The 25,831-nt window shown below is 31.7% G+C and carries 20 protein-coding genes and 1 tRNA gene; 12 read left to right on the forward strand and 9 right to left on the reverse strand.

Annotated features, from left to right (window positions below):
- Positions 1–40: 40 nt before the first annotated feature.
- From C7448_RS02390 to C7448_RS02415, 6 genes are all read right to left on the reverse strand, one after another.
- The gene (locus C7448_RS02390; protein ID WP_115899751.1) at positions 41–2,116 is read right to left on the reverse strand and encodes a PepSY-associated TM helix domain-containing protein; all 2,076 of its coding nucleotides are present in this window, start codon (positions 2,114–2,116) and stop codon (positions 41–43) included.
- The gene (locus C7448_RS02395) at positions 2,116–2,418 is read right to left on the reverse strand and encodes a hypothetical protein (RefSeq protein WP_115899752.1); all 303 of its coding nucleotides are present in this window, start codon (positions 2,416–2,418) and stop codon (positions 2,116–2,118) included. Before C7448_RS02395 ends, C7448_RS02390 begins: the two co-directional genes overlap by 1 nt.
- 1 nt (position 2,419) lies before the next feature.
- Positions 2,420–2,749, reverse strand: coding sequence for a hypothetical protein (locus C7448_RS02400; protein WP_115899753.1), 330 nt, complete (start codon positions 2,747–2,749; stop codon positions 2,420–2,422).
- A gap of 88 nt (positions 2,750–2,837) precedes the next feature.
- Positions 2,838–5,243, reverse strand: a complete 2,406-nt coding sequence (locus tag C7448_RS02405) for a TonB-dependent receptor (protein ID WP_115899754.1) — start codon at positions 5,241–5,243, stop codon at positions 2,838–2,840.
- 101 nt (positions 5,244–5,344) lie between these two features.
- Positions 5,345–6,073: a DUF4198 domain-containing protein gene (locus tag C7448_RS02410; protein WP_115899755.1), complete on the reverse strand. Its 729-nt coding sequence runs from the start codon at positions 6,071–6,073 to the stop codon at positions 5,345–5,347.
- A 50-nt stretch (positions 6,074–6,123) separates the two neighbouring features.
- Complete coding sequence (locus C7448_RS02415) at positions 6,124–8,481, reverse strand: TonB-dependent receptor domain-containing protein (protein WP_115899756.1); 2,358 nt, start codon at positions 8,479–8,481, stop codon at positions 6,124–6,126.
- A gap of 368 nt (positions 8,482–8,849) precedes the next feature.
- On the opposite strand from C7448_RS02415, the gene C7448_RS02420 reads away from it, so the two are divergent.
- The 11 genes from C7448_RS02420 (at position 8,850) to C7448_RS02470 (ending at position 21,643) form a co-directional block, all read left to right on the forward strand.
- Positions 8,850–10,010 carry a homogentisate 1,2-dioxygenase gene (locus tag C7448_RS02420; RefSeq protein ID WP_115899757.1) on the forward strand — a complete coding sequence of 387 codons (1,161 nt, stop codon included), beginning with the start codon at positions 8,850–8,852 and terminating at the stop codon, positions 10,008–10,010.
- Positions 10,011–10,051: 41 nt separating this feature from the next.
- A complete protein-coding gene (locus tag C7448_RS02425; protein ID WP_115899758.1) occupies positions 10,052–10,402 on the forward strand; it encodes a four helix bundle protein in 351 nt (116 codons plus the stop codon).
- A gap of 48 nt (positions 10,403–10,450) precedes the next feature.
- Positions 10,451–11,611: a 4-hydroxyphenylpyruvate dioxygenase gene (hppD, locus tag C7448_RS02430; RefSeq protein ID WP_115899759.1), complete on the forward strand. Its 1,161-nt coding sequence runs from the start codon at positions 10,451–10,453 to the stop codon at positions 11,609–11,611.
- A 96-nt stretch (positions 11,612–11,707) separates the two neighbouring features.
- Entirely contained in the window at positions 11,708–12,625 is a 918-nt protein-coding gene (locus C7448_RS02435) for a tryptophan 2,3-dioxygenase family protein (RefSeq protein ID WP_115899760.1), read from the forward strand.
- Between the two features lie 102 nt (positions 12,626–12,727).
- Positions 12,728–13,504, forward strand: a complete 777-nt coding sequence (locus tag C7448_RS02440) for a DUF3108 domain-containing protein (RefSeq protein ID WP_115899761.1) — start codon at positions 12,728–12,730, stop codon at positions 13,502–13,504.
- 97 nt (positions 13,505–13,601) lie between these two features.
- Complete coding sequence (locus C7448_RS02445; RefSeq protein WP_115899762.1) at positions 13,602–14,882, forward strand: peptidoglycan DD-metalloendopeptidase family protein; 1,281 nt, start codon at positions 13,602–13,604, stop codon at positions 14,880–14,882.
- Between the two features lie 2 nt (positions 14,883–14,884).
- A complete protein-coding gene (pgi, locus tag C7448_RS02450; protein WP_115899763.1) occupies positions 14,885–16,456 on the forward strand; it encodes a glucose-6-phosphate isomerase in 1,572 nt (523 codons plus the stop codon).
- A gap of 217 nt (positions 16,457–16,673) precedes the next feature.
- Entirely contained in the window at positions 16,674–19,214 is a 2,541-nt protein-coding gene (locus C7448_RS02455; RefSeq protein ID WP_115899764.1) for a TonB-dependent receptor, read from the forward strand.
- Between the two features lie 102 nt (positions 19,215–19,316).
- Positions 19,317–19,751: a hypothetical protein gene (locus C7448_RS02460; RefSeq protein WP_115899765.1), complete on the forward strand. Its 435-nt coding sequence runs from the start codon at positions 19,317–19,319 to the stop codon at positions 19,749–19,751.
- 140 nt (positions 19,752–19,891) lie between these two features.
- Positions 19,892–20,620 (forward strand): lysophospholipid acyltransferase family protein, encoded by a 729-nt coding sequence (locus tag C7448_RS02465; RefSeq protein WP_115899766.1) that lies wholly within the window; start codon positions 19,892–19,894, stop codon positions 20,618–20,620.
- Positions 20,621–20,662: 42 nt separating this feature from the next.
- Complete coding sequence (locus C7448_RS02470) at positions 20,663–21,643, forward strand: acyl-ACP desaturase (protein WP_115899767.1); 981 nt, start codon at positions 20,663–20,665, stop codon at positions 21,641–21,643.
- Between the two features lie 30 nt (positions 21,644–21,673).
- On the opposite strand, the gene C7448_RS02475 is transcribed toward C7448_RS02470, so the two are convergent.
- Complete coding sequence (locus C7448_RS02475) at positions 21,674–22,459, reverse strand: amidohydrolase (protein WP_115899768.1); 786 nt, start codon at positions 22,457–22,459, stop codon at positions 21,674–21,676.
- Positions 22,460–22,527: 68 nt separating this feature from the next.
- Between C7448_RS02475 and C7448_RS02480 the strand changes: the two genes are divergently transcribed.
- The gene (locus tag C7448_RS02480; RefSeq protein ID WP_115899769.1) at positions 22,528–25,284 is read left to right on the forward strand and encodes a PD-(D/E)XK nuclease family protein; all 2,757 of its coding nucleotides are present in this window, start codon (positions 22,528–22,530) and stop codon (positions 25,282–25,284) included.
- Between the two features lie 4 nt (positions 25,285–25,288).
- Here C7448_RS02480 and C7448_RS02485 read toward each other — a convergent pair.
- Both C7448_RS02485 and C7448_RS02490 read right to left on the reverse strand, forming a co-directional pair.
- A tRNA-Ala gene (locus C7448_RS02485) sits at positions 25,289–25,362 on the reverse strand.
- Positions 25,363–25,394: 32 nt separating this feature from the next.
- Entirely contained in the window at positions 25,395–25,817 is a 423-nt protein-coding gene (locus C7448_RS02490) for a molybdenum cofactor biosynthesis protein MoaE (RefSeq protein ID WP_115899770.1), read from the reverse strand.
- Positions 25,818–25,831: the final 14 nt, after the last annotated feature.

The following is a 25,831-nucleotide window of genomic DNA, read 5'->3' on the forward strand; positions in this document are numbered from 1 at the left end:
GGGGATATAGGAAATGGGGAATGAGCCTATACTAGGTTTTTTATTCGTCTTTAATCCACTTGTAAATGTTAATAATTAAAAATATACTAGCTATAGCTACCAAAAGAAGCATGAATATCTCAGATATATTATTAGCTTCATGAAGAATAGCTTCAAAGAAGTGGTATACATTGTATAAACTGGCAATACTTGCCCAAACAAGTGAAGCTATCTTAAACCATTTTTTAGAAAGTTCAATAGTTAGCAAACCAAACAGTAAGCACATTCCTTCAAATAAAATACGATATATGTGATGTGCAAAAGGAGCTTCACCTGTTGCACCCTCCATTACTAAAGTTTCATTGTAGTATATATTAAATAGCCCGTATATATGGTGAACTATCCAACCGATTGCTAAAAATATCCAAAGGATACTAATTTTTGTTCTCATAGGGATGTGATTTTTATCTTTTAATAATTTATTCTTCTCTTCGGTACTTATAACTTGAGTCGCTTTTTTAGCTTCTTCAGCTAACAGTTGTTTACGATTTTTATAATCTATAGGATGTTTTGTAAAAGCGCTTTTAGCTTTTATTTCTGGTTTAATTTTAAGGTAAATAAATAGTGCAGTAATTGAGATGGCTATCCATAATAAATCGATTGTAAGAATGTCAAATTGCTTCGCTTTGTAGGTGTTCCAAATCCAGTTGTTGGAAACAATACCACTAACAACAGGAACTAAAAACCCAAGAACAGCTCCTGCTAACAAAGTAGCTTTGTTTGTGAAATAATTATCTCGTTTAAATCTAAAATAGAGGGTTGCTAATAACCAAACGACAAAAAACCAAGTGTATAAAATACTCATTTTTTGGGTTTGATAAATTTCAGGTAAAAGTTTTACTACCAAGAAAAATAAAGCGGTAACAGGGTACAAAGACAAGCAAATAGCAAGATAAATATGTCCTACCTTGGCAGTGTATAGACGTTGTTTTAAACTCATGCTTTTTTTGTTACGAGCTTCTATCCAAATCAACACACCAGTTATAATTACAAAGCATGTAATAAGTGCTAAAACAAAATAAATAACTTTTACGGCAATTCCTCCGAAATTTCCATAATGAAGACGTCCCATAGAAAGCTGAATATCGTCTGTGTATTTACTTTCATTAGGGTTTCTTATCACTGAAGTTTTATTAGTTTCTAAATCATAAATAACCATTCCTGAACTTAAAAAACGTTCTTTATAATCTAACTCTCCAATAAGAAAATATTTCATATTGGTACCTCCGTAATTTTTAATTAAAACATAGGTAGGGTTAAAATGAGACCAGCGATTGGTGTTTTCTTCTACAAATTTATTTACACTTGGAAGTGTTTTATCAGTTTTAGCAACCCATTCATAAGTTTTACGGTCGGGGCGTAAATCTTCCATTAACTTTGTTTGGTCTCCCCCGTATAAAAAGTTAGCAGGTAGTAAAACAAAAAGGCTTAGGCAAAAATAAGCCGCAGTAACAGCGTACATAAATTGAAAAGGGAGTCCAATAATACCTAATGCTGTGTGTGCATCTGTCCACACTCTTTTTAAAGCTATTTTAGGATTGAACTGATAAAAGTTTGAAATAATTTTTTTCCAATGAACAATCACTCCAGTAACAATGGCAAACAAAAAGAATAAGGATACAAAACCAGCGAGGTAAATTCCAATAGTAGGTATTTGCGTAAAGAAATGTAAACGGTATAAAAACTCTCCTAAGCTATATTTTTCTGTATAAGAAGCAGTTTCTCCAGTATGTATATTTATAGCTTGATAATTTTGGTATTTTGCCTCATCAGGAATGTTTACTGTATCTTTTGCAGCTGAGGTTAACACATAGATATTATCACTTTCATGTCCCAAGTAAAAACGAATATCTCTACTCGTTAAATGATGATTTTCAGAAAGCTTTTTTAATAAAAAATCATAATTAATGTTCTCTCTGACTATATTTTGTGAATGTTTGCCATCTTCCCAAGCTTCAATTTCATCTTTAAAAAGCGCAAATGCCCCAGTAAAAAAGATAACATACAAGGCTACACTTATAACAATACCGCTAACTGTATGTGTGTTAAAGAACACATTGTAATTTCTATTACTCATTATACAAATGGATTTTGTTGATTTCCTAAGTAATAAATTACATATAGGATTACTGAAACTGTGAGATATATTACCCAAGCTTTCCATCCATTTTTAAATAAGAAAGGAACAATTAACAGAGCTCCCCAAGCAATAAAAATGGTATAGATAGATGTGATTAGTACTTCTTTTGGGTTTGGTAGCCATAAAACTAAACACATATGTAATAAGGCACTTATGATATATCCACCAATTAGACCTGCAGAGATTTTTGCAAACTGCTGCCAAGGTGATTGGTTTAAATATTTAGAATTAGCAGGCATATTAAAATATGAGTTCTATTAAAAAAGTTAACATAAATAAAGCAGTTAGAAAGGTGTAGTTTACCACTCTTAATGGGGTGATGAGAATGATAAGACTTAGAAATATAGAGGCAGTTACAATCCAAGTAATAATTCCAGCAGAAAGGCCAAAAAAGTTTATTGACAAGAGCAAGCCTATCAATAAGGTGATTACTCCAATTATACTAGTATTACGTTTATTATTATGAAACCATTTTTGTAAGAGGGTATTCTTAATTAATAATGCTTTTTCAGAAGTGTTATACAATGCATAACATCCGATGAAAATAAAAAGAAAAGTAACTGTTTTCATAGTAGTTCAATGAAATAACAAAACCCTGAACATAAAAGTTCAGAGTTTTGTGTTTGCAACATTTAATAATTCAAATAGATATTCATATTTAAAACTTATAACTTATAGTTCCTAAGAAGGCTCTTGGATTTTGAGGAGTAATGGTACTCCATCCTGTATAATATTCTTCGTTTGCTAAATTATTTCCTTTTACACTAATTCTAAACTTATCAACTTCATAATAAATTGAGGCATTAAAAATAGTATAGGCAGGCAGGTAAAAATCACCTGCAGCAGGATAACCTACCATTGTATTATATTTACTTGCACCATTTAACCCAAAACCTAAACCTACGTTTTTAATAGCTCCTTCTTGAAATTTGTAATCAGCCCAAAAATTATAAGAAGTTTCAGGGCCTGCTTCAGCTAAACGTTTATTAACTAAATCAGGTCTAGATTTTGATTTTGTTACTTTAGCATCATTATAGCTAATACCACCACGTAAGTTTAATCCGTTAACAGGGTTAGCATTCATTTCTAGTTCAAAACCTTTACTTTTAACAGTAGCGTCTTGTTGTTTATTAGCACCGAACCCCATAACTTTATCTTTAACTGTTATGTCATAATAACTTAAAGTAGTTTCCAGTTTATTATTAAATAAATTTGTTTTTATACCAAACTCTAATTGGTTTGCTTGTTCTAAATCATAAGATTGTAACTTAGAATCTCCGTCAGGGTTGGCGATGTCAACAGGAACTCTTTCTGGATTAACATAAGAAAAACCATTTTGATAATTAGCAAAAACAGATAGTTGATCTAAAATTGGTTGGTAAACAATTCCGAATTTAGGAGAAAAAGTAGATTTAGTATATTCTTTTTCATCGTCACTTGGGTCGTTTGCATCACCTTTATAATTAAACCTATCATAACGAACCCCTGCCATTACCGATAGTTCTGGTAAAATGTTTACAACATCAGAAATATAACCACTAAGAACATTTTGATTAATATCAGAATCAGCCCTTGCAGAGCTAGCTAAAACAGCATCAATATTTGCTCTTGTAGTTGGTAAATTAGGAAAACCAAAAGCAGGTGGTACAGGTATTAATTGACCTTGAGGGTTTACAACATTAATTCCTCTTTGGTTAGTACTATTGTCTAAAATTTGAGAATCTAGATAGTCAACACCAATAACTAACCTGTTTCTTAAAGAACCTAATTTAAAATCACCGGTAAAGTTTTGTTGTAATGTAAGTGTATTTGTTTCTGCATCTGATTTTATAGCATACGTTCCAAATAAATCATTTTGAACATTGTATAAATATGTATAGTATCCTTTAGATTTAGCATTACCGCCAGCTATAATTGTTTGAGAAGACCAGTTATCAGTAATTTTATAAGCTATTTCCCCTCTATAGTTTTGCGTTGGGTTTTTAATAGAGATATCATTGTTTGTAAATGACTTATTTCTATCGTAGTTTAATTCTTCTAAATTTTTATAGGTAAGTGGGGCTGACCTGTTTAAAAATAAGAAAGCCTGATTTGTTTGATCTGTTGAAGAAAGTTCATAGTTAAAGTTTAAAGTTAACCTATTGTTTACTTTGTAAGAAACAGATGGGGCTAAAAATAATGCTTTTCTAAACCCAGCATCTTGAAAGCTATCTTGTGTTTGATATCCAGCGTTTAATCGTAATGAGATATTTTCATTATCCTCAAAGTTTGTGTTAAGATCTACTGTTAGTTTTTTAAACCCGAAAGAACCTCCACCAACGGTAATATTTCCTCCTGTTCCTTTGTATGGTTTTTTAGTAACAATATTAATTAAACCGCCGTAAGAAGTTACAGTACTACCGTATAAGGTAGCAGAAGGTCCTTTTACAACTTCAATTCTTTCAACATTGTCTGGGTTTATAAACCCATTTGTAATTCCAGGAACACCATTCACTAATTGTGGTTGAACAGAAAAACCACGGATAGAGTAAAAACCTGCTCCATCACCACCTCTACCAGTAGATGACCATAACTTTTCAACACCTGTTGTGTTTTTTAAAGCCTCTTCAAAACTAGTAACAGACTGTGATACTAATAGTTGATTGGTAACTGTACTATACACCTGAGCATTTTCAATATTTTTCAAAGGTAATTTAGCTACATAAGCTGTTTTCTTTCTTGAAAATTTGTTTTTTCTATGAGTATCAATAGTAACTTCATTAAGTATTTCATTACCCTCATATAAGGTAATTACTAAGTTTTTTGTACCACTATTAGTACTTATGTTTTTCGTTTTAAAACCAACATAAGATACTATTAATGTTGTTTTTCCCTTTGTGTTAGATAATGTAAAGTTACCATCAATGTCAGTTTGTACTCCATTTTTTGTCCCTTTAACAATAATAGTAACCCCTACCAAAGGTTCATTGTTGTTGTCTAGTACAGTACCACTAATATTTCCCTCTTGTGCTACCGTGTTTACCACTACTAAAAATAATAGAATGGTAGTTAATAAGCCCTTCATTTTTTTTCTTATTTAGATTTAATAAATATAATTAGGCAAATGTATTTTAAGAAAAATTAACACCAAAATTTATTTAGAATTATTTTAAATAAATTTTAACACTAGTTTTTTATACAATAAGTCGCACAATGCCAAATAATGTTATAGTTAACATTGTTGTACGTACCAGGTGTCTTTTCTTCATGTGTAGCTTCTACGGTATAAGTAGTCTTTTTAGGTAGTTTAAATGTTACTAATCCTTTTTCATTGGTTTTTTCTTTTACCGACCATTTTCCTTGAGTGAATAAAGTAATTTCTCCTTTTTTAAGGGCAGTGCCTTTGTACAATACTTTTAAGATAACTTCATCAGCATTTGTATGTTGTTTTGGAGTAATATCAATAATCTCAATTCCTTCTGGATTCGTACTTTTTAATTCTGTTATTGATGTACCTACGACAACTCTAGCTTTAGCATGATATTCGGGTTTAAAGGTTGTGTAATCGTATTTTGTAAAATCAAACACTTTTATATTTTTATTGTCAAGTGCAATGGTATATGTTCCTTTTTGTTTAGGAACAAAAGAGGTACTATAATAATCGTCTTTAGCTATTGTTTGTAAAGTTGTTTTAGTTCCATCAGGAGCGATTAACCAAATAGTAAAGTTTTTTACATTGTTATAGTTTTCTCCGCCTACTTTTTCAATTACACCTTCCGAAAACTCTCCAAAACGAATTTTAATTTTGTGTTCATTGTTTAATTTTCCTGTAGAACTAGTTTCAATCCAAATGTAATGGGCAAAAGAATTACTAAATACAGCTAAGAATAATATGGTAAAAATTGATTTTTTCATTTTTTAATAATTTATAAAAACCACCTAAATTTTAGGTGGTTTTTGGGTTGTTAGAATAAGTTATAGGTAAGAGAAACTCTACCGTTAATCCCTGGTTCAGATTGCCAATAAAGAAATTTATCGTTTTTGGTACCAGAATATAAATGTTTATTTAAAATATTATTAATATTTAAAGCAACACGGAATTTGTTGTTTTTCCAGTGCACACCACCATCCATTCTAAAATAGTCAGGAAGTTCTGCCTTATTATTGGCTCCTATTGTCCAAGAAGTTCTATCTACTAAGTATTGATATCCTAAAGAAATTCCAAAGCCTTTTAAGGTAGAATTTTGATTAAAATTATAGTTTAACCAACCATTGGTAATATGTTTAGCGTGTCCTGCAATTCGCGTTCCTACTACGTTTGATATGTTTGATTTTGCGATTTCCACATCTGTGTTAGCATAATTTAATAATAAGTCTAATTCACTTGTAATGTGCGCTTGCATATCAAACTCAAAACCTTTTGATTCTACTTCTCCAAGTAAAATGCTAAACTGACGAGTAGGGTCGGTAGGATCGCTAGTAGTAATGTTGTTTTTATTGATAATATATGCACTTAAAGAAGCGTTTATTTTGCCGTTTAACCAATTGGTTTTTAAACCAGCTTCGTAAATAGTTCCTTCAATAGGGTCAAACCTCTTCCCTGTATTATCAATAGCATCATTTGCTAAAAATGATTGATCATATAAACCGTACGCAGTAATTTGTGGAGTTATATCAGCACTCAAACCAATTCTTGGAGTAAATTTTTTAGTTGTAATATCTCCTTTAGGGGTTAATTGAGTGTACCTACCCGCTAATGTCAAACGTATTTTATTCTCTAAAAATCCTATTTCGTCTTGAGCGTATATAGAGTTTATTTTTGTTCCGTAAGAGTAAGAAGGGGTGCGGTCTTTTAAAGGAGTACTTCTATCGAATACAGGAAAAACACGATCCCCGTAAGTTGGATTGTATATATTAAAAGGATTTGTAGGAGTGTCTACTGCACCACCTTGATAAAAATCAGCAAAATACTCTTTATCCGTATAATCAAACCCTCCCATAACTTTATGGGTTACTGCTCCGGTATTAAATTTACCATTAGCATATAGTTGAAAATATTCACTTTCAGAAATAGCATCCCAAACACTTATAGTTCTAACAACATCACCATTATCTTGTACACCACTTTTCGTATCTATCCATGCAGAAGCGCCTTGTTGAGTATACAACATAGTAACATATTTTGCTTCTACTGACCAATTATTATTAAAGCGATGTGTTAGTTGGTTTAATAAACTAACTTCCTTAATATCAGTGTCAGGAAAATTACTGTCAACCATAGAAAAGTTTTTAGGAAGGCTCCCAAACCCTTTATCTAAAGGAGCAAAAATATAAGCAGATCCCAAAAGAGTGTTTAGTTTTTGAAAAGAAAACTCAGTTAAGAAGTCTGTTTTATCACTTATTTTATATGATAATGAAGGAGCAACACCAATACGTTCACTATCCTCAAATTTTCTATGACTTCCTGTGTTTTGATATAAAACATTTAAACGAGCTAGTAAACGCTTATCACTTGTTAAAGATCCACCAAAATCTGCCGCAGCTCGATATGTATCAAAACTGCCTGCCATTAAGTTTATAGACCCTATTTTTTCTTCAGTAGGTTTTTTTGTAACTACATTATAAAAACCACCAGGTTCACCAGCAGCCATCATAAAGCCTGAAGGTCCCTTGACAAATTCTATACGATCTATCATAAACGTATCTTCAGACAAAGGTCCCCAAGAGTCTTGAATATTTACACCATTCCTAAAAGCAGGTAATCTAAACCCACGCATGTTAACACGTGCGAAATTTCCCCAATGCTCTATGTTACTAACCCCACTTACATTCCTAAAAGCTCCCTCTAGCATATTTGTTACAAGTTGATCTTGTAAAACCTCTGAGCCAACTACCTGAATGTTTTGAGGTAGTTGTTTAATAGGTGTTTGTAAGCGTAAAGAATTAGACACCTTCTTCTTAGCGTATCTGTTTTTTACTCCATTAATGGTGATTTCGTCTAACTCATCGATAGCCTCTTTAAGAAGAATCCTGCCAAGATTTTTAGATTCGTTATTTTTAAGTCTTACTGTAATTGATTTTCTCTCAAAACCAACCATTGATAAATTAATTACATGTTTACCTTTTTTTAAATTTTTAAACTCAAACTCCCCTTTTTCATTACTAATAATTCCATGACTTGTAGAGCTTAAAATTATATTTACAGAAGAGAGTAAATCATTGTTTTCTGATACAATAACACCCTTAATAGAGTTGTTTTGAGCGACTATTGATGTTGTAATAAATAAAAACAATACCAACGATATGGGTATGATTTTTTTCATCTCTTTTAACTTATTTAGATTTAATAAAAATTGTTTTTACGGCGCAAATGTATTCTAGGAAGGTTGAGTATCAAAATTTATTTAGATTAATTTTAAATAAAAAAATCTAAAATTTTGAAATTTAATGAGATATCAACATCTTTTTAATTTTGGTATATTTGTAAAACACAACTAAAAACCTATTAAAATGCATTGGAAAGATCTTTTAGCGCATTTAAAATTCATGATAAAACGGAATCCGGAGTAGCTATTATTGATTAATTTTTAAATCTAGTCACTGCTTACATAAAAAGCAGGGTGAATTGACTAAAGAAAAAAAGAGTTAATTGTAAAATTAACAGATTGTTGAATCATCAAATTAATTAAATATGCCTTTTTATCATAAATTAGGAAAAATTCCACACAAGCGACATATTCAGTTTCGTAAAGAAGACGGAAGTTTATATTACGAACAATTATTTGGTACAATTGGTTTTGACGGAATGTCAACTAATAGTTATCATGAATATAGACCAACGATGGTTAAAGAAATTCGGAAGCAATACTCTATTGCTCCGAAAGTGGCGAAAGAAAATAATATTCAATCATATCGCTTTAGAGGATTTCAAGTTCCACCAGAAAACGATTACTTACAAAGTAGAAAAGTAGTACTTACCAACTCTGACTGTAATATCATCTTATCGGCTCCAAAAGAGTCTACCAAAAACTATTTTTATAAAAATACGGATGCAGATGAGGTAATTTTTATTCATAAAGGAACAGGAAAATTACGTACAATGCTTGGGAACTTAGATTTCAAGTATGGAGACTACTTAGTAATCCCTCGCGGAGTTATTTATAAATTGGATTTTGATATAGAAGATAACAGATTGTTTATTGTAGAATCGTATCGTCCAGTGTACACTCCAAAGAGGTACCGTAACTGGTTTGGTCAATTATTAGAGCATTCACCATTTTGTGAGCGTGATATTCGAAGACCAGAAGAGCTAGAAACACATAATGAAAAAGGAGATTTCATTATCAATGTAAAAAAGCAAAACGAAATTATTGAAATGGTATATGCAACACATCCTTTTGATGTTGTTGGGTATGATGGATATAACTATCCTTATGCTTTTTCAATTCATGATTTTGAACCAATAACAGGGCGTATTCACCAACCACCACCAGTACACCAAACATTTGAAACAGATGCTTTTGTAATTTGTAGTTTTGTTCCGAGGTTATATGATTATCATCCAGAGTCAATTCCTGCACCATACAATCATAGTAATATTGATTCTGACGAAGTATTGTACTACGTAGATGGTGACTTTATGAGTAGAAACGACATAGATGCAGGTCATATTTCATTACATCCAGCAGGAATTCCACATGGACCACACCCAGGGGCTGTAGAAAGAAGTATTGGAGAAACAGTAACCGAAGAATTAGCGGTGATGGTAGACACTTTTAAACCTTTAAAAGTAACCGAAGAGGCTATGAAAATAGCAGATGAAGATTATTACAAATCTTGGCTAGAGGAATAGAATAGAGAAAAAAGAGTAAAGAGAAGAGACAATTCCTAACTATGAAAAGACATAACTATAAAAACCTTAAAATTTGGAATATTGGGATAAATATAGTTGAAGGTGTTTTTAAGCTTACGGACAAGTTTCCTAAGGAAGAAAAGTTTGGGTTAGTTTCCCAAATAAATAGATGTTCAGTTTCGATACCTAGTAATATTGCAGAAGGTTCATCAAGAACAGATAAGTCCTTTTCTCATTTTATTGATATAGCTTTAGGTTCTTCATTTGAATTAGAAACACAACTGATTATAGCCTATAAAAGGAATTATATAACACAACAAGAATTAACATTGATTGAAGAAAAGATAACAGAGTTTCAAAAAATAACGATGGGTTTTCAAAATAAACTCTAAAAGTCTAGATTCTCGTTTCTCTTTTCTCGTATCTAAAAACGAATAAACATGTCAAAAGAAATAAAATCAGTAAACTACGGTTTAGAAAAAATATTTGAAGGAGCGCAAGACTTCTTACCACTTTTAGGAACAGATTATGTAGAGTTTTATGTAGGTAATGCAAAACAAGCTGCTCACTTTTATAAAACAGCATTCGGATTTCAATCATATGCATATAAAGGTTTAGAAACTGGATCAACAGAAGAGGTGAGTTATGTGTTAAAGCAAGATAAAATTAAATTAGTTTTAACAACACCATTAAACAGTAAATCTCCAATTAACGACCATATTGTAAAACATGGTGATGGAGTTAAAGTAGTAGCACTTTGGGTTGAGGATGCAAGAAAAGCGTATGAAGAAACAATTTCTCGCGGAGCAAAATCATATATGGAGCCAACTGTTGAAACAGACGAGCATGGAGAAGTTGTAAGAGCAGGAATTTATACTTACGGAGAAACTGTGCATATGTTTGTTGAGCGTAAAAATTACAACGGAACATTCTTACCAGGTTTTCAAGAGTGGAAATCAGATTATAACCCACCTGTAGCAGGATTAAAATATATCGATCATATGGTTGGTAATGTTGGTTGGAATCAAATGGATGTTTGGGTAAAATGGTATGAAGATGTAATGGGATTTGAAAACTTCTTATCGTTTGACGATAAACAAATTCATACTGAATATTCAGCTTTGATGAGTAAAGTAATGTCTAACGGTAATGGAAGAATTAAATTCCCAATTAACGAGCCAGCAAAAGGAAAGAAACGCTCTCAAATTGAAGAATATTTAGATTTCTATGAAGGTGCAGGAGTGCAACACATTGCTGTGGCTACCGACGATATTATAAAAACAGTAAGCCAATTAAGATCTCAAGGAGTAGAGTTTTTATCAACTCCACCAGAAGCATATTATAAAGCAGTTCCTGGAAGGTTAGAAGAATTTAGTCATGAATTGAGAGAAGATATTGAAAAGCTAAAATCTTTAGGAATTATGATTGATGCTGATGAAGAGGGATATTTATTACAAATCTTCACAAAACCAGTAGAAGATCGTCCAACTTTATTTTTCGAAATTATTCAAAGAATGGGGGCACGCGGATTTGGAGCAGGAAACTTTAAAGCATTGTTTGAATCAATTGAAAGAGAACAACAATTAAGAGGAACTTTATAGACTAAGATAGATAATAGAAAAAAGAGAAAAGAAAATAGATAGTTAGACTGTCTGTTTTCTCTTTTCTCTTTTCTTTTTTCTCAAAAAAACAAGAAAATGAGTAAAGAAGAAATATTAAAAGCAATAGAAGAAAAATACGATAAGTTAGGAGTTCCTGTAGAAGCAATGTTGGAAGGGTTGCTCTGGAGTGAACCTATAACCTATTGGGATTATATACAAACAGATGCACTTTTAGGGTTGCAAATTCCTAGAACTACTTTACCAGATGAAATGGTTTTTATCATGTATCATCAAGTAAATGAATTGTTGTTTAAAATGATATTGTGGGAAATTGAACAAGTAGCAAAATCTTCTGAAATTTCCGCAGAAAAATTTTCAAAGCACTTAATGCGTGTTAGTCGTTATTTTGATATGCTATGTAGTTCCTTTACGGTTATGGGTGATGGAATGGATGTAGGGCAATACTTAAAATTTCGAAATACACTAACACCAGCAAGTGGATTTCAAAGTGCACAATATCGTAAGATTGAGTTCGCATCTACTGATCTTATCAATTTAATAGATGCTCGTTACCGAGATACAATAGATAGAAATTCATCGTTTAAAAACGCCTATGATCATCTATATTGGCAAGCAGCTGGTAAAAACTATAATACAGGTCAAAAAACAACTTTATTAACGTTGTTTGAGAAAAAATATATGGGTGATTTTATTGATTTTATGGAAGATTATAATGATTGTAATCTTTCAAAAAAATTTCAGCAACTACCTAAAGAAGTTCAAGAAAATGAAGAATTAATCAAAGCAATGCGACATTATGATTATACAGTAAATGTAAAATGGGTAATGGCTCACTACAATGCAGCAGGAAAGTATCTGGGAGGAAGTGATGGTGATTTGGAAGCAACGGGAGGAAGCAATTGGCGTAAATATTTGCATCCGAAGTATCAAAGAAGAATTTTCTTCCCATATCTATGGAGTGAAGAAGAATTGAAAAATTGGGGAACTTTTTAATCTCTGATAACAATAAGATAAAAGCTGTTTAATGTTCTGTTAAACAGCTTTTTTGATTTTTGGAACGGTAATTGTCCATCAATTTTCATAAGTTTGAACATTATGAGGAAAAGAATATTGTTTTTTACATTTTTAGTTATTACACAAAGTTTTTTTGCGCAAAGTAATACAAGAGCATACAAAAGCGGAGAATGGCTTCGGTTTGATATGAGCTACAGTGGGTTTTTAAAAGCAGGAACAGCTGTTTTGCAACTAAAAGAAAAGAGTTTAAATAATAAAAAAGTGCTGCATGCCGTGGGTACAGGGAAAACATCAGGAGTTATTAGCTGGTTCTTTAAGGTTGATGATAGGTATGAAAGTTATTTTGGAATTGACAAAGTTGAGCCTTATTTATTCAAAAGAAAAATAGATGAAGGCGGACATAAAAAGAATCGTCATATAACTTTCAATCACGAAAAAAACACAGCGTATGTTCAAGATTTTCGTAAGCAAAAAGATACGTTAATTTCTGTTAGGTCACCTCAAGATATGATTTCTACCTTTTACTTTTTAAGAAGTCAGAATACAAAAAAATTAAGAAAAGGGGATGAAATTAAACTTGATATGTTTTTTGATAATAAAAGCTACCCATTTAAATTACGGTTTTTAGGCTATGAAACAGTGAAAACAAAATTTGGTAAGGTTAAAACACAAAAGTTTAGACCATTGGTACAAGCAGGTAGAGTTTTTAAGGCAAAAGAAAGTGTTACCATTTGGATTTCAGCTGATGATAATAAAGTACCAATAAAAATGAAAGCTTCCCTAGCAGTAGGTTCACTACGTGCAGAATTAGATGCTTATAAAGGGTTAGCAAATCCTTTTGAAGTAATAGTTGATTAAAAAAATGATATAAGCTGTTTAAGAATTGTTAAAGTGGGAGGAAAAATAGTATTTATTTGTACTTTTGCGCATAAACTCAAATCTAAAGCAGCTTTTTTTGAAAAAACTCATTCTTACATTCATTATTTTATGTCTTTTCTTTTCGTGTAAAGAAGAAAAGAAAGTCGTCGTACAAGAACCAGTTAAAGTTGAAAAACCGAAGCCCATTAAAATTTACGGTTTTAATTTAGATAACTATAAGGTCATTAACGACACAATTAAAAGTGGAGAAAGTTTTGGAGTTATTATGGATAGACACCATGTAATGTATCCGAAAATTAATGAAATAGCAACCAAAATTAAAGACACTTTTGATGTAAGGAGAATACGATCAGGAAAGGCGTATACAATTTTAACTTCAAAAGATAGTTTAGATCAAGCCCAAGTTTTTATCTACAAGCATAACAAAGTAGAAGCTACAGTTATTGATTTTAAAGACTCAATAATATCTGCATATAAACATAGAAAAAAGATAAAAACTGTTGAAAAAGAAATAGCAGGTGAAATTTATTCTAATTTATCCATAACAATGGATAGCTTACAGTTAAAACCAACACTAACAAATACGGTTGCAGATATTTATGCTTGGACCTTAGATTTTTACCGTTTGCAAAAAGGAGATACATTTAAGTTAATTTTTGAAGAAAAGTTTATCAATGATACTATTTTTGTTGGTTATGGTAAGGTAAAAGCCGCTATTTTTAAACATAATGGAGAAGATTTGTATGCTTACAGATTTGTTGCTGATTCGATAAGAAAAATTCCTGAGTATTATGACCAAGACGGAAACATGCTACGAAGAGCATTTTTAAAATCACCAATTAAATTTCAGTATCGAATTTCTTCACGATATAATTTAAGAAGAAGGATTAAGTTATACGGTAATAGAGTAAGACCACATAAAGGAACTGATTTTGCAGCTAGGTATGGAACTCCTATTATGACAACGGCAAGTGGAACAATTGTTGAGTCTGCAAGAAGAGGAGGCAATGGGAATTATGTAAAAGTAAAACATAATAGTACTTATACGACTCAATACTTACATATGAAAAGGCGAAAAGTTAGAGTTGGTGAGTATGTAAAGCAAGGAGATATTATAGGTTGGGTAGGTATGACAGGCAACACTAGTGGACCTCACGTTTGTTATCGCTTTTGGAAAAATGGACGGCAAGTAGATCCGTTTCGTGAAAAATTACCTTCTGCAGAACCTTTAGATCCTAAAATAAAACCTACATATTTAGAGTATATAAAACCACTTAAAAGACAATTAGATAGTATAAAGTTACCACAACTTGAACCACTTTCATTTAAAGAAAAAGAAATTTTAGCTACGAATTAATTATGCCCTTACAAAATATAAACCCAACAGAGACCACTGCTTGGGATAAGTTAACAAAACATTTTAATGAAGCGAAAAATTATGAGCTAAAAGAACTGTTTCGTAAGAATAAAAACAGACAAGATGACTTTTCTATTTTGTTAGATGAATTAAGTGTTGATTATTCTAAAAACAGAATAACTCAAGAAACAATCGATCTATTAATTTCTTTAGCTGAAGAAGTTCAGCTAAAAGAAGCTATAGAAAAATATTTTTCAGGAGACAAAATTAATGCTACAGAAAATAGAGCAGTATTGCATACAGCTTTAAGAAGTAGTTCAGATACTCCTATTCTTGTAGAAGGAAAAGATGTAAAGCCTAAAATAAATACAGCTTTACGAAAAATGAAAGCTTTTAGTAATAAAGTTACTTCAGGAAAGTGGAAAGGGTATACTGGAAAATCAATAACAGATATTGTTAATATAGGTATTGGAGGCTCTGATTTAGGACCTAAAATGGTTGTAGAAGCGTTGCAGTTTTATAAAAATAAATTGAATACGCACTTTGTTTCTAACATTGATGGTGACCACGTTTCGGATATATTAAAAACAATAAACCCAGAAACAACACTTTTTGTTGTAGTTTCCAAAAGTTTTACGACTCAAGAAACAATTAACAATGCTAATACTATACGAGATTGGTTTTTAAAATCAGCAACAGTCTTTGATGTATCTAAACATTTTGTTGCAGTTTCATGTAATACCAAAGCAGTTGATAATTTTGGAATTGATAAGAAAAATATATTTCCAATGTGGGACTGGGTTGGTGGTCGCTTTTCACTTTGGTCAACTGTAGGTTTATCCATCTCTCTATCCATAGGTTTTGATAACTTTAAAGAATTACTAAGAGGAGCTGAAAAAATGGATGACCATTTTAAGGCTTCTGATTTTGATAAAAATATACCAGTTATCTTAGCTCTTTTAAGTGTTTGGTATAATAATTTCTTTGATGCGGAAACGGAAATGGTACTGCCTTATAGTGAATACTTGGAAAAACTTCCAGCATACTTACAACAAGCTGTGATGGAAAGTAATGGTAAAGATATTGATAGAAACGGAAATGAAGTTGATTATCAAACAGGGACTATTGTTTGGGGAGGAACAGGTGTGAATTCTCAGCATGCTTTTATGCAATTACTACATCATGGAACTAAATTAATACCTGTTGATTTTATAGGTTTTAAAGAACCCTTACATAGCTTAGAAGATCATCATGAAAAATTGCTTGCAAATTATTTTGCTCAACAAGATGCATTAGCTTATGGTAAAACTAAAGAGGAAGCACATCTAGACTTAAAAACAAATAATCAGTTAAATCAGATTAATAAGCTTTTACCATATAAGGTATTTAAAGGGAATCACCCTAGTAATTCAATACTCTTTAAAAAACTAACTCCTTTTTCTTTAGGAATGCTTTTAGGTATGTACGAACATAAAATTTTTACTCAAGGCGTTATATGGAACATATTTTCATACGACCAATTTGGTGTAGAATTAGGAAAAGAATTAGCCCAAAAAAAACTTATAAACGATTAGATTTTAGTTAATCGTATCTCTTTTATATTTTTTAACCTATATATAGGTTTTGTTAACAAAGCCTTTAACGTGTAAGTTGTTGTAAATAAGAGATTAGATCTCTTTTTTGTATGTATTGTTGTCTTAAATTCTTGTTAAAACTTAACATTAAGTTAATATTAACACTAATGAAAAGCAGGATATTTGCACCTGCATTTAATAACAATTAGATTAAAAAATGAAAACATTTAAAAATGTATTACTTGTAGCTTTGTTCTTTGTAACAGCTACAGTTTTAGGTCAAACAAAAATTACTGGTACAGTAGTTGACGAAATGGGGGAACCATTACCAGGAGCTAACGTTGTAGTAAAAGGGACTACAAACGGTTCGGCTACTGATTTTGATGGAAAATTTATGCTAAACGCTAGTTCTAACTCAGGGGTAGTAATAGTATCGTTTGTTGGGTATACTAACAAAGAAGTGTCTTTTTCTGGAGGATCAGATTTAGGAACTATCGCTTTAGAACCATCTAATGTTTTAGAGGAAATCGTTGTTACTGCATCAGGAGTAATTGACCTAGCAGAAGATAGAAAAACTCCAGTAGCAGTGTCTACTATTAAAGCTTCTGAAATTCAAGCTAAGTCTGGAGCATGGGATTTACCTGAAGTATTAAAATCTACTCCTTCTGTACAGAGCATTAAAGCAGGAGGTTTTGGAGACGGTCAAATGTTCTTACGTGGATTTGATCAAACTAATACGGCTTTCTTATTAAACGGACAGCCTATTAACGGAATGGAAGACGGTAAAATGTACTGGTCAAACTGGTCAGGAGTTATGGATGTAGCTAACGCAATTCAAGTTCAACGTGGTTTAGGTTCTTCTAAATTGGCTATTTCTTCAGTTGGTGGTACAGTGAATATTGTAACAAAGACCATTGATAATAAAGAAGGAGGTTATGTGAGACAAACAATAGGTAACAATGCATACACTAAAACAACTGCATATTATTCTACAGGAGTGTCTGAAAAAGGATGGTCTTTCTCTGGAATGTTTGGTCACTGGCAAGGTGATGGTTATGTAGACAATACTCACGGTCAAGGTCAAACATATTTCTTATCTGTAGGATACCAACCAAATGAGAATAACACATTCAATTTCTTATTAACAGGAGCTCCTCAATGGCATGCTGCTGCTGGAAGAGGAAGTATTCAAACATTCTTAGATAATGGTATTAGATATAATGACTGGAATACTAATAACGTAAATAGCCCTAATACATTAGGAAGTTCTAAAGTATACCCTGGAGGGCGTAACATATATCATAAACCAGTAGCAAACCTTTCTTGGGATTGGACAATTAATGAAAAATCATCTTTATCTACAGTATTATACGGTTCATTAGGTAGAGGCTCTTTCGCTTCTTTAATTACAGATAGAAATACAGGAGAAGCATTATATGCTAGAGGTTCATTTAACAACCATAACTGGTATGGTTTAGTATCTAACTATTCTACAAAATTAACAGATAACCTTGATTTTAATGTTGGTGCAGATGTAAGAGCATATAACGGTATTCATTTTAGAGGTGTAAATGAGTTCATTGGAGTTTCTTCATTAGATGAGTCTAGTGTTTTCTCTGGTAACTATACAATTACTAACTCTTATGGAGGTATAAACCCTTGGTCTGCAGTATTTAACCCAAATTCAGACCACGATCAAAGATTAGGGTATGATTATGAGGAAGATATTACTTATTATGGATTATTTACGCAATTAGAATATTCTAAAAATGCATTCTCTGCTTTCTTCCAAGGAGCTGTTTCAAATCAAGATCACGTAAAAACGGATTATTATAATTTTACTGAGGGAACTGATTCTGAAAAGGTTTCTAATTTTGGATACAATTTAAAAGTAGGAGCAGCATACGAAATAAATGAAAGCCATAAGGTTTTTGCAAACGCAGGTTATTATTCTCGTCAACCATTCCATGATGATCTTTTTGAAGAAATTAGAAATTCAAATATTTTAATTACTCCAGCAGTTAAAAATCAAGAGATTACAGGGTTAGAATTAGGTTACCAGTTTGGTAGTGAGTATGTTTCGGTTAACTTAAATGGTTACTATACTAAATGGGCAAACAGAACATTATTAAGTAATAATGGAGAAACTTTTGATACTCCTGCTTATGAGTCTTACCAAACATTTGGTGTAGCACAGCTTCACTCTGGAGTTGAGTTGGAAATAATGACAAATCCTTTACCAGGTTTAAAATTAGATGGTTATGTGTCTGTTGGGAATTGGGAGTTTGATGGTAATGGAAACCAAAGAACTTTTAACTCAGATGGAAATCAAATAGGAACAGAACAAGAAGTGGTATTAGATGGGTTTAAAGTTGGTGGAGCAGCTCAAACAACTGCAGGTGTTATGGCTAGCTATAAAATACTACCTACTTTATCTATAGATGGTAACTGGAACTTCTATAAAAATCTTTATTCAACAGGTTCTTTAACACAAGCTACAGTTAAATTACCAACTTATAATTTAACTGATTTAGGTTTATCTTTTAGCCCTAAATTAAAAGAAGGTACTTATTTAAAAGGTATTAGCTTTAGAGTTAATGTAGATAACGTATTTGATGAATTATATTTAGAATCTGTAAGCGGAAACACTCAAGCTTCTAATAATCCATTAGAAAACTGGAAAGGTGTAAATACTAGCAATAATGGACGTTTTGGTTATGGTAGAACATGGAACGCATCTGTTAAATTAAGCTTCTAATAATTTTAATTAGAAACAAACTCAAAAACCACCTCACACGAGGTGGTTTTTTTATGCAGAAAATTCAGTACTTTTACAAGTACAAAAAATTAACAAATCATGATGAAAACTTTGCACTCTTATTGGGCATACATTGTATTAGTAGTTTTAATATTTACGGTGGTAAATGCTATTATAGGCTTAATACAAAAAAAAGAATTTACTCATAAAGAGTTTCGTTTAGGGCTGTTTACTTTAATTACAACTCATATTCAACTATTAATAGGTTTAGGGTGGTATTTTATGTCTCCTTGGTATCAAATGTTAAAAGGTAATGTAGGAGAGGTGATGGGCGATTCAGATAAGAGGTTATTAGCTGTTGAGCATCCAGTATTAATGATTATTGCTATTACATTAATAACTATAGGATGGTCAAAACATAAAAAGAAAGTAAAAAGTGAAGCTAAATTTAAAACCTTTGCTATTTTTTATGGATTAGCACTAATAGCAATATTATTAATCATTCCTTGGAAAAATTGGGTTCCAAGTCTGTTTTAAGATAAAATTATAGTCCCGCTTCCGCGGGATTTTCTATTTTTGCGCACTAGTAAAGTTTTAATAATGAAATCGGTATGATTTATAACGATTTTAACCTATTAAATAATAGAACCAAACAAACAACAAAATAACTATATAGAATGAAGGCTTTAAGTTATATACTCTCATCAATCTTTGCATTGGTGTTTTTTTCTTTATTATTAATCTTTCACCCATTACAATGGGTTGGGTTAAAGCTTTTTGGTCAAGAAGGACATCAGAATGTGGTAAACATTATGAACTGGTTTTTGATAAAGTCTTTATTGATTTTAGGAATTAGAGTTCAATTTGAAAATAAACACAACTTACCAGAAAACACAACATTAATTTTTGTAGCAAATCATCAAAGTACATTTGATATTCCGCCAATTATTTGGTATCTTAGGAAACACTACCCCAAATTTGTATCTAAAAAAGAACTAGGAAAAGGAATTCCTAGTATTTCTTTCAACTTAAAACATGGAGGCGCTGCTTTAATTGATAGAAGAGATGCTAAACAAGCCCTGTCAGAATTAGGAAAGTTTGCCAAAAGAATTAATAAGAACAAATGGTCAGCGGCGATCTTTCCAGAAGGAACAAGAAGTAAAACAGGAAAACCTAAGGCGTTTTCTGTAAACGGACTTAAAATGTTAGCTAAATACAACCCAGAGGCCTATGTAGTTCCGTTATCAGTCAATAACTCATGGAAAGTATTTAAATACGGAAAATTCCCGTTAGGAATAGGAAGCCCAATAAAGATAATAACTCACGAGCCAATAAAGGTAAATAGTTTACCGTTTGAGGAGTTAGTTTCTAAGACAGAAGCAGCTGTAAAATCAGCTATATACTAAACAAAAACAAACAACAATAAATATAAACCCTTAACCTAAATTATGTCAATACAAAACATTAGAAAGGAAGTAATGCAAACGCTGGAAAAAAACATTGACAGTTTTGTAGACAGGTTCTTAATGCCAATTGAAAAAATTTGGCAACCGACAGATTTTTTACCCAATTCACAACAAGATTCTTTTATAGAAGAAGTAAAAGAAATTCAAGAACTATCAAAAGAACTTGACGATGATTTTTGGGTGGTTTTAGTAGGTGATACTATTACCGAAGAAGCACTACCAACATATGAATCTTGGTTATTAGATTTAGATGGAGTTACCCAACAACCAGATAATGGTTGGGCAAAATGGATACGAGCTTGGACAGCAGAAGAAAACCGCCATGGAGATGTGTTAAATAAGTATTTATACCTTTCAGGTAGAGTAAATATGCGTGAGGTAGAAGTATCTACACAACACTTAATTGCTGATGGATTTGATATTGGTACTGCTACCGACCCGTATAAAAACTTTATATACACAAGTTTTCAAGAATTAGCAACGTATGTTTCACATAATAACGTAGCTAAAATAGCCAAAAAACAAGGACACAAAGCATTAGCTAAAATGTCTAAAATTATTGCAGGAGACGAAATGCGTCATCACATGGCATATACAGAATTTGTAAAAGAAATTTTTAAGATAGATCCAAGTGAGATGATGTTAGCGTTTCAACACATGATGAAATACAAAATAGTAATGCCTGCAATGCACTTAAGAGAATCATTTGGAGAAAAAGGAAGCTTATTTGATGATTTCTCAACAGTAGCACAAAGAGTAGGTGTGTATACTGGTTTTGATTATGTAGATATTTTGAGAAAATTAAATACTACTTGGGAAATTGATAAGATTACTAATTTAACTCCAGAAGCAGAAAAAGCACGTGATTTCTTAATGAAATTACCAGACAGAATGTACCGAATAACTGAACGTATCTCAGTACCTGATACAAAGTTTAATTTTAAATGGATGATTCCTGCATAAAAATAAAAAAGCAACCGAAAGGTTGCTTTTTTATTGAAGTATAAATTCGTCTCTATCATCTAAAAAGCGAAATCGATTACGGATTTTTGTTTGCTCTTGTTTGTTTAACTCAACAATTAATATTTCCTCAGTTCCTTCACTATTTTTGGCCAAACAATTGCCTAAAGTATCGTAGCAAACCGTATTTCCAGTATATTCATAATTATTGGCATCTACTCCTACTCTATTCACACCAATCGTATAACTCATGTTTTCAATAGCACGCGCTTTTAATAAACTGTCCCATGCTTCAATACGTGGTTTAGGCCAACTCGCTACATATAACAATAAATCATAATCTTCAGTATTTCTAGCCCATATAGGGAAGCGTAAATCATAACAAATCAACGGACAGATTTTCCAGCCTTTGTAATCAACCATAATTCTTTCAGTTCCTGCGGAAAAAGTTTCATGCTCACTAGCCAAGGAAAACGTATGCTTTTTATCATAAAAATCGATTTTTCCTGAAGGATGTACAAATAACAAACGATTGTAAAAAGTAGAGTTCTCACTAATAATGATACTCCCAGTAATGGCAATAGATTTTTTTTGAGATAAATCTTGTAACCATTGCACCGTTTCACCTTCCATTGTTTCAGCAACAGCTGAAGCATTCATAGTAAAACCTGTAGTAAACATTTCAGGTAAGACAACTAAATCGATAGTAGTAGATAACGAGTTAATTTTCTGCTCAAACTGTTTTCTGTTAGTTGTCGGATTTTCCCAAACTAAATCCGATTGAATCAAAGCCACTTGTAAAGTATTCGTTGTACTCATGAATATACGTTGTTTGTTCTATCAAAAATAGGATAAAAATTGTACTTTGCTTACAATAAAATCAAGGTATGCAGTCTTTTATTTCAGAAACATTAGATACTATTTTACAAAACACCAAATCGTTTGAAAACGTTGTGTTTATACTGCCATCTCAGAGAGCAGGGGTTTTTGTAAAAGAAACATTTAAAAATAAAATTTCTGCAGGTTTTTTACCAAAGATTATCAATATTGGTGATTTTGTTGAAGAAATTTCTGAAATGAAAAAAGTAGATTCCGTACAGCTCCTTTTTCATTTTTATACGATTTATAAAGAACAAGAAGAGAACCCAGATTCGTTTGATGTGTTTTCGTCATGGGCATTTACAGTGTTACAAGATTTCAATGAAATCGATCAGCATTTAATTAATACACGAGAAATATTTGTGTATTTACGTGATATCCACCGTTTACGAAAATGGTCAGTAAAAGGAGAGTTTCATGAAACAGAATTGATGAAAGATCATTTTTATTTTATGGAAAAACTGAACAAATATTACGATACTTTTTATCAGTTTTTAGTAAAAAATAACATCGGATATCAAGGAGTTTTGTACAGAGAAGCGACCAAAAAAGTAGCGAACTTTATTAATAAAAATCAACAAAAAAAATATTTTTTCATAGGATTTAATGCCTTAAACGCTGCAGAAGAATTATTGTTTGAACAGTTTTTATTAAACGGAAATGCAGAAGCTTATTGGGATGTTGACAGAACTTTTTATGAAAGTCAGCACCAAGCAGGAAGTTTTTTAAGGAAATACAAAACTCGCTGGAAGTATTATCAGAAAAATCCAATTCAAACTATTAAAGAGTATTTTTCAGAAGAGAAACATATCGAAGTAATTGGAGCGTCCAAAAACATTACGCAGATAAAATACGCAGGCGAAATTTTAGCAAAACTCCCTAATTATAATAATACAGCATTGGTGTTAGCAGATGAAACACTATTGCCAATCACTTTGAACTCATTACCAGCAACTGTAAATGCAGTAAACATTACAATGGGATATCCGCTAAAAGATATTCCGACAACGAGTTTAGTATTTGCCATCTTTCACTTGTTCATCAATCAAGAAAAGTTAGAAAAGAAAGAAAAGAATCTTTTTTATCACAAAGATGTGGTTCGTTTGGTGAAAGATGCAACTATTTATACATTATTGCAGTTAAATGAAGAAACAAATATTGCTGATATAATTTCAGAATCTGTAGCTAAAGAAAATAATACATTCATTAGTCAAGAAAAAATAGTAACATTTTTATCTCCTTTACCAGAGGAAATAAAAAAAGTTATAATAACTATTTTGAACCCATTTTCATCAATTAGTGAGTTTTTAAGTAGAATAATTGAGTTGATAAACTTATTAAAAGAGGGAGCAAATGAGTTAGAAAAAGAATATTTATTTCGTTTTTATACCACATTTACTCAGTTACAAAACTTGCATAATGAATTTGGCTATGTACAAGATTTAAAAACCTTGCATCAATTTTTTAGACAATTAATTCAGTCGGAAAGTTTATCATTTCAAGGAGAACCGTTACAAGGATTACAGCTAATGGGAGTGTTAGAAACACGTGTGTTAGATTTTGAAAACGTAATCATAACTTCAGTAAATGAAGGGATTTTACCAGCTAACCAACAACAAAACACCTTTATTCCTTTTGATGTAAAAATAGAGTTTGGGTTGCCAACGTATAGAGAAAAAGACGCATTGTTTTCATACCACTTTTTCCGATTGTTACAACGGGCTAAAAATATTTACATTTTGTACAATACGGAACATGATGTTTTTGGAAGCGGAGAAAAAAGTCGTTTTGTAACACAGTTAGAAATGATGCGAGATGATATTACAGAAAAAATTATCAGTCCGAAAGTAGTAACGTCGCCTGTTCAGTTAAAAGAAATTGAAAAGGATGAAAAAGTATTAGAACGGTTACGGGAATTAGCAAACAAAGGAATTTCTCCGTCAGCATTGACCAATTATTTGTACAATCCGATAGCCTTTTACAAACAGAAAATTTTAAAAATTAATGAGCTAGAAGATGTTGAAGAAACTGTTGCAGCAAATACTATGGGAACTATTGTACACGATACTTTAGAAGAATTGTATAAACCTTTTGAAGGAAAATTTTTGCATGCAGAAGATGTTGAAAATATGCAGAAAAAAACGAAAGAACTGGTAAGTTTTTATTTTTCGAAGCACTTTAAAAACGGAGATCTAACCACAGGAAAAAACCGATTGATTTTTGAAGTTGCAAATCGTTTTGTAGAGAATTTTTTAGCAAAAGAGAAGCACTTGTTGAAAAATGAAAACAATCAACTGAAAATAGTAGCTACAGAGCAAGAGTTGTCCTCAGAAATTAAGGTAGAAGGAATTGACTTTCCTATAAAAATAAAAGGAATTGTTGACCGAATTGATGAGTTAAATGGCGTTACCAGAATTATCGATTATAAAACAGGAATGGTTGATAGTACAAACTTAAAAGTGCTCGACTTTGAACTTATACGCGATTTAAAATATCACAAAGCTATTCAGGTAATGTTATACGCTTTTTTATATACCCAAGACACACAATTTAATTTTGAGAAACCATTAGCAGCAGGAATAATTTCGTTTAAAAACTTAAAAAGTGGTTTTTTACAAATGAACTTTTCATCCAACTATCGAACTCCAGATAATGCAATAACAGAAGAAAAATTAGAGGAGTTTATGACAGAAATAAAGAATCTATTAACAGAATTGTACAATCCAGTAATCAATTTTGTGGAGCCTGTTGATTTACCGTATTAAATAGTGGAGCATATCGGAGTCGAACCGATGACCTTTTGACTGCCAGTCAAACGCTCTAGCCAACTGAGCTAATGCCCCAATTAAAATTCTTATTTCCAAATATACTATTTTTAAGGATGTGCATTTACCCAAACCTCTCCATCTTCAAAAAATTCTTTTTTCCAAATAGGCACTGTTTCTTTTAAAGTATCAATAGCATACTGACAAGCATCAAAAGCCGCTTTTCTATGAGGAGAAGAAACTGTAATAATCACTGGAATATCACCAATAGCTAACAAGCCTTCTGCATGGTGAACGGCAATTTTTTTTATATCAAACTTATCCAAAGTAGCATCTGCAATCTTTTGCATTTCCTTAAGTGCCATAGGTTTGTATGTAGAAAAATCAAGCTGTGTAACTTCCTTGTTTTGAGTAGCGTCTCTTACAGTACCCACAAAAACAGCAATTCCGCCGCAAGAAGGGTCAGTTACAAAATCATAACACTCTTGTAAATTGAGTTTTTCAGATGTTATTTTTATAGAGGTTGTATTCATACTGTATGTAAGTT

It is taken from the genome of Tenacibaculum gallaicum (assembly GCF_003387615.1).
In the GTDB taxonomy this organism is placed as follows: Bacteria; Bacteroidota; Bacteroidia; order Flavobacteriales; family Flavobacteriaceae; genus Polaribacter; species Polaribacter gallaicus.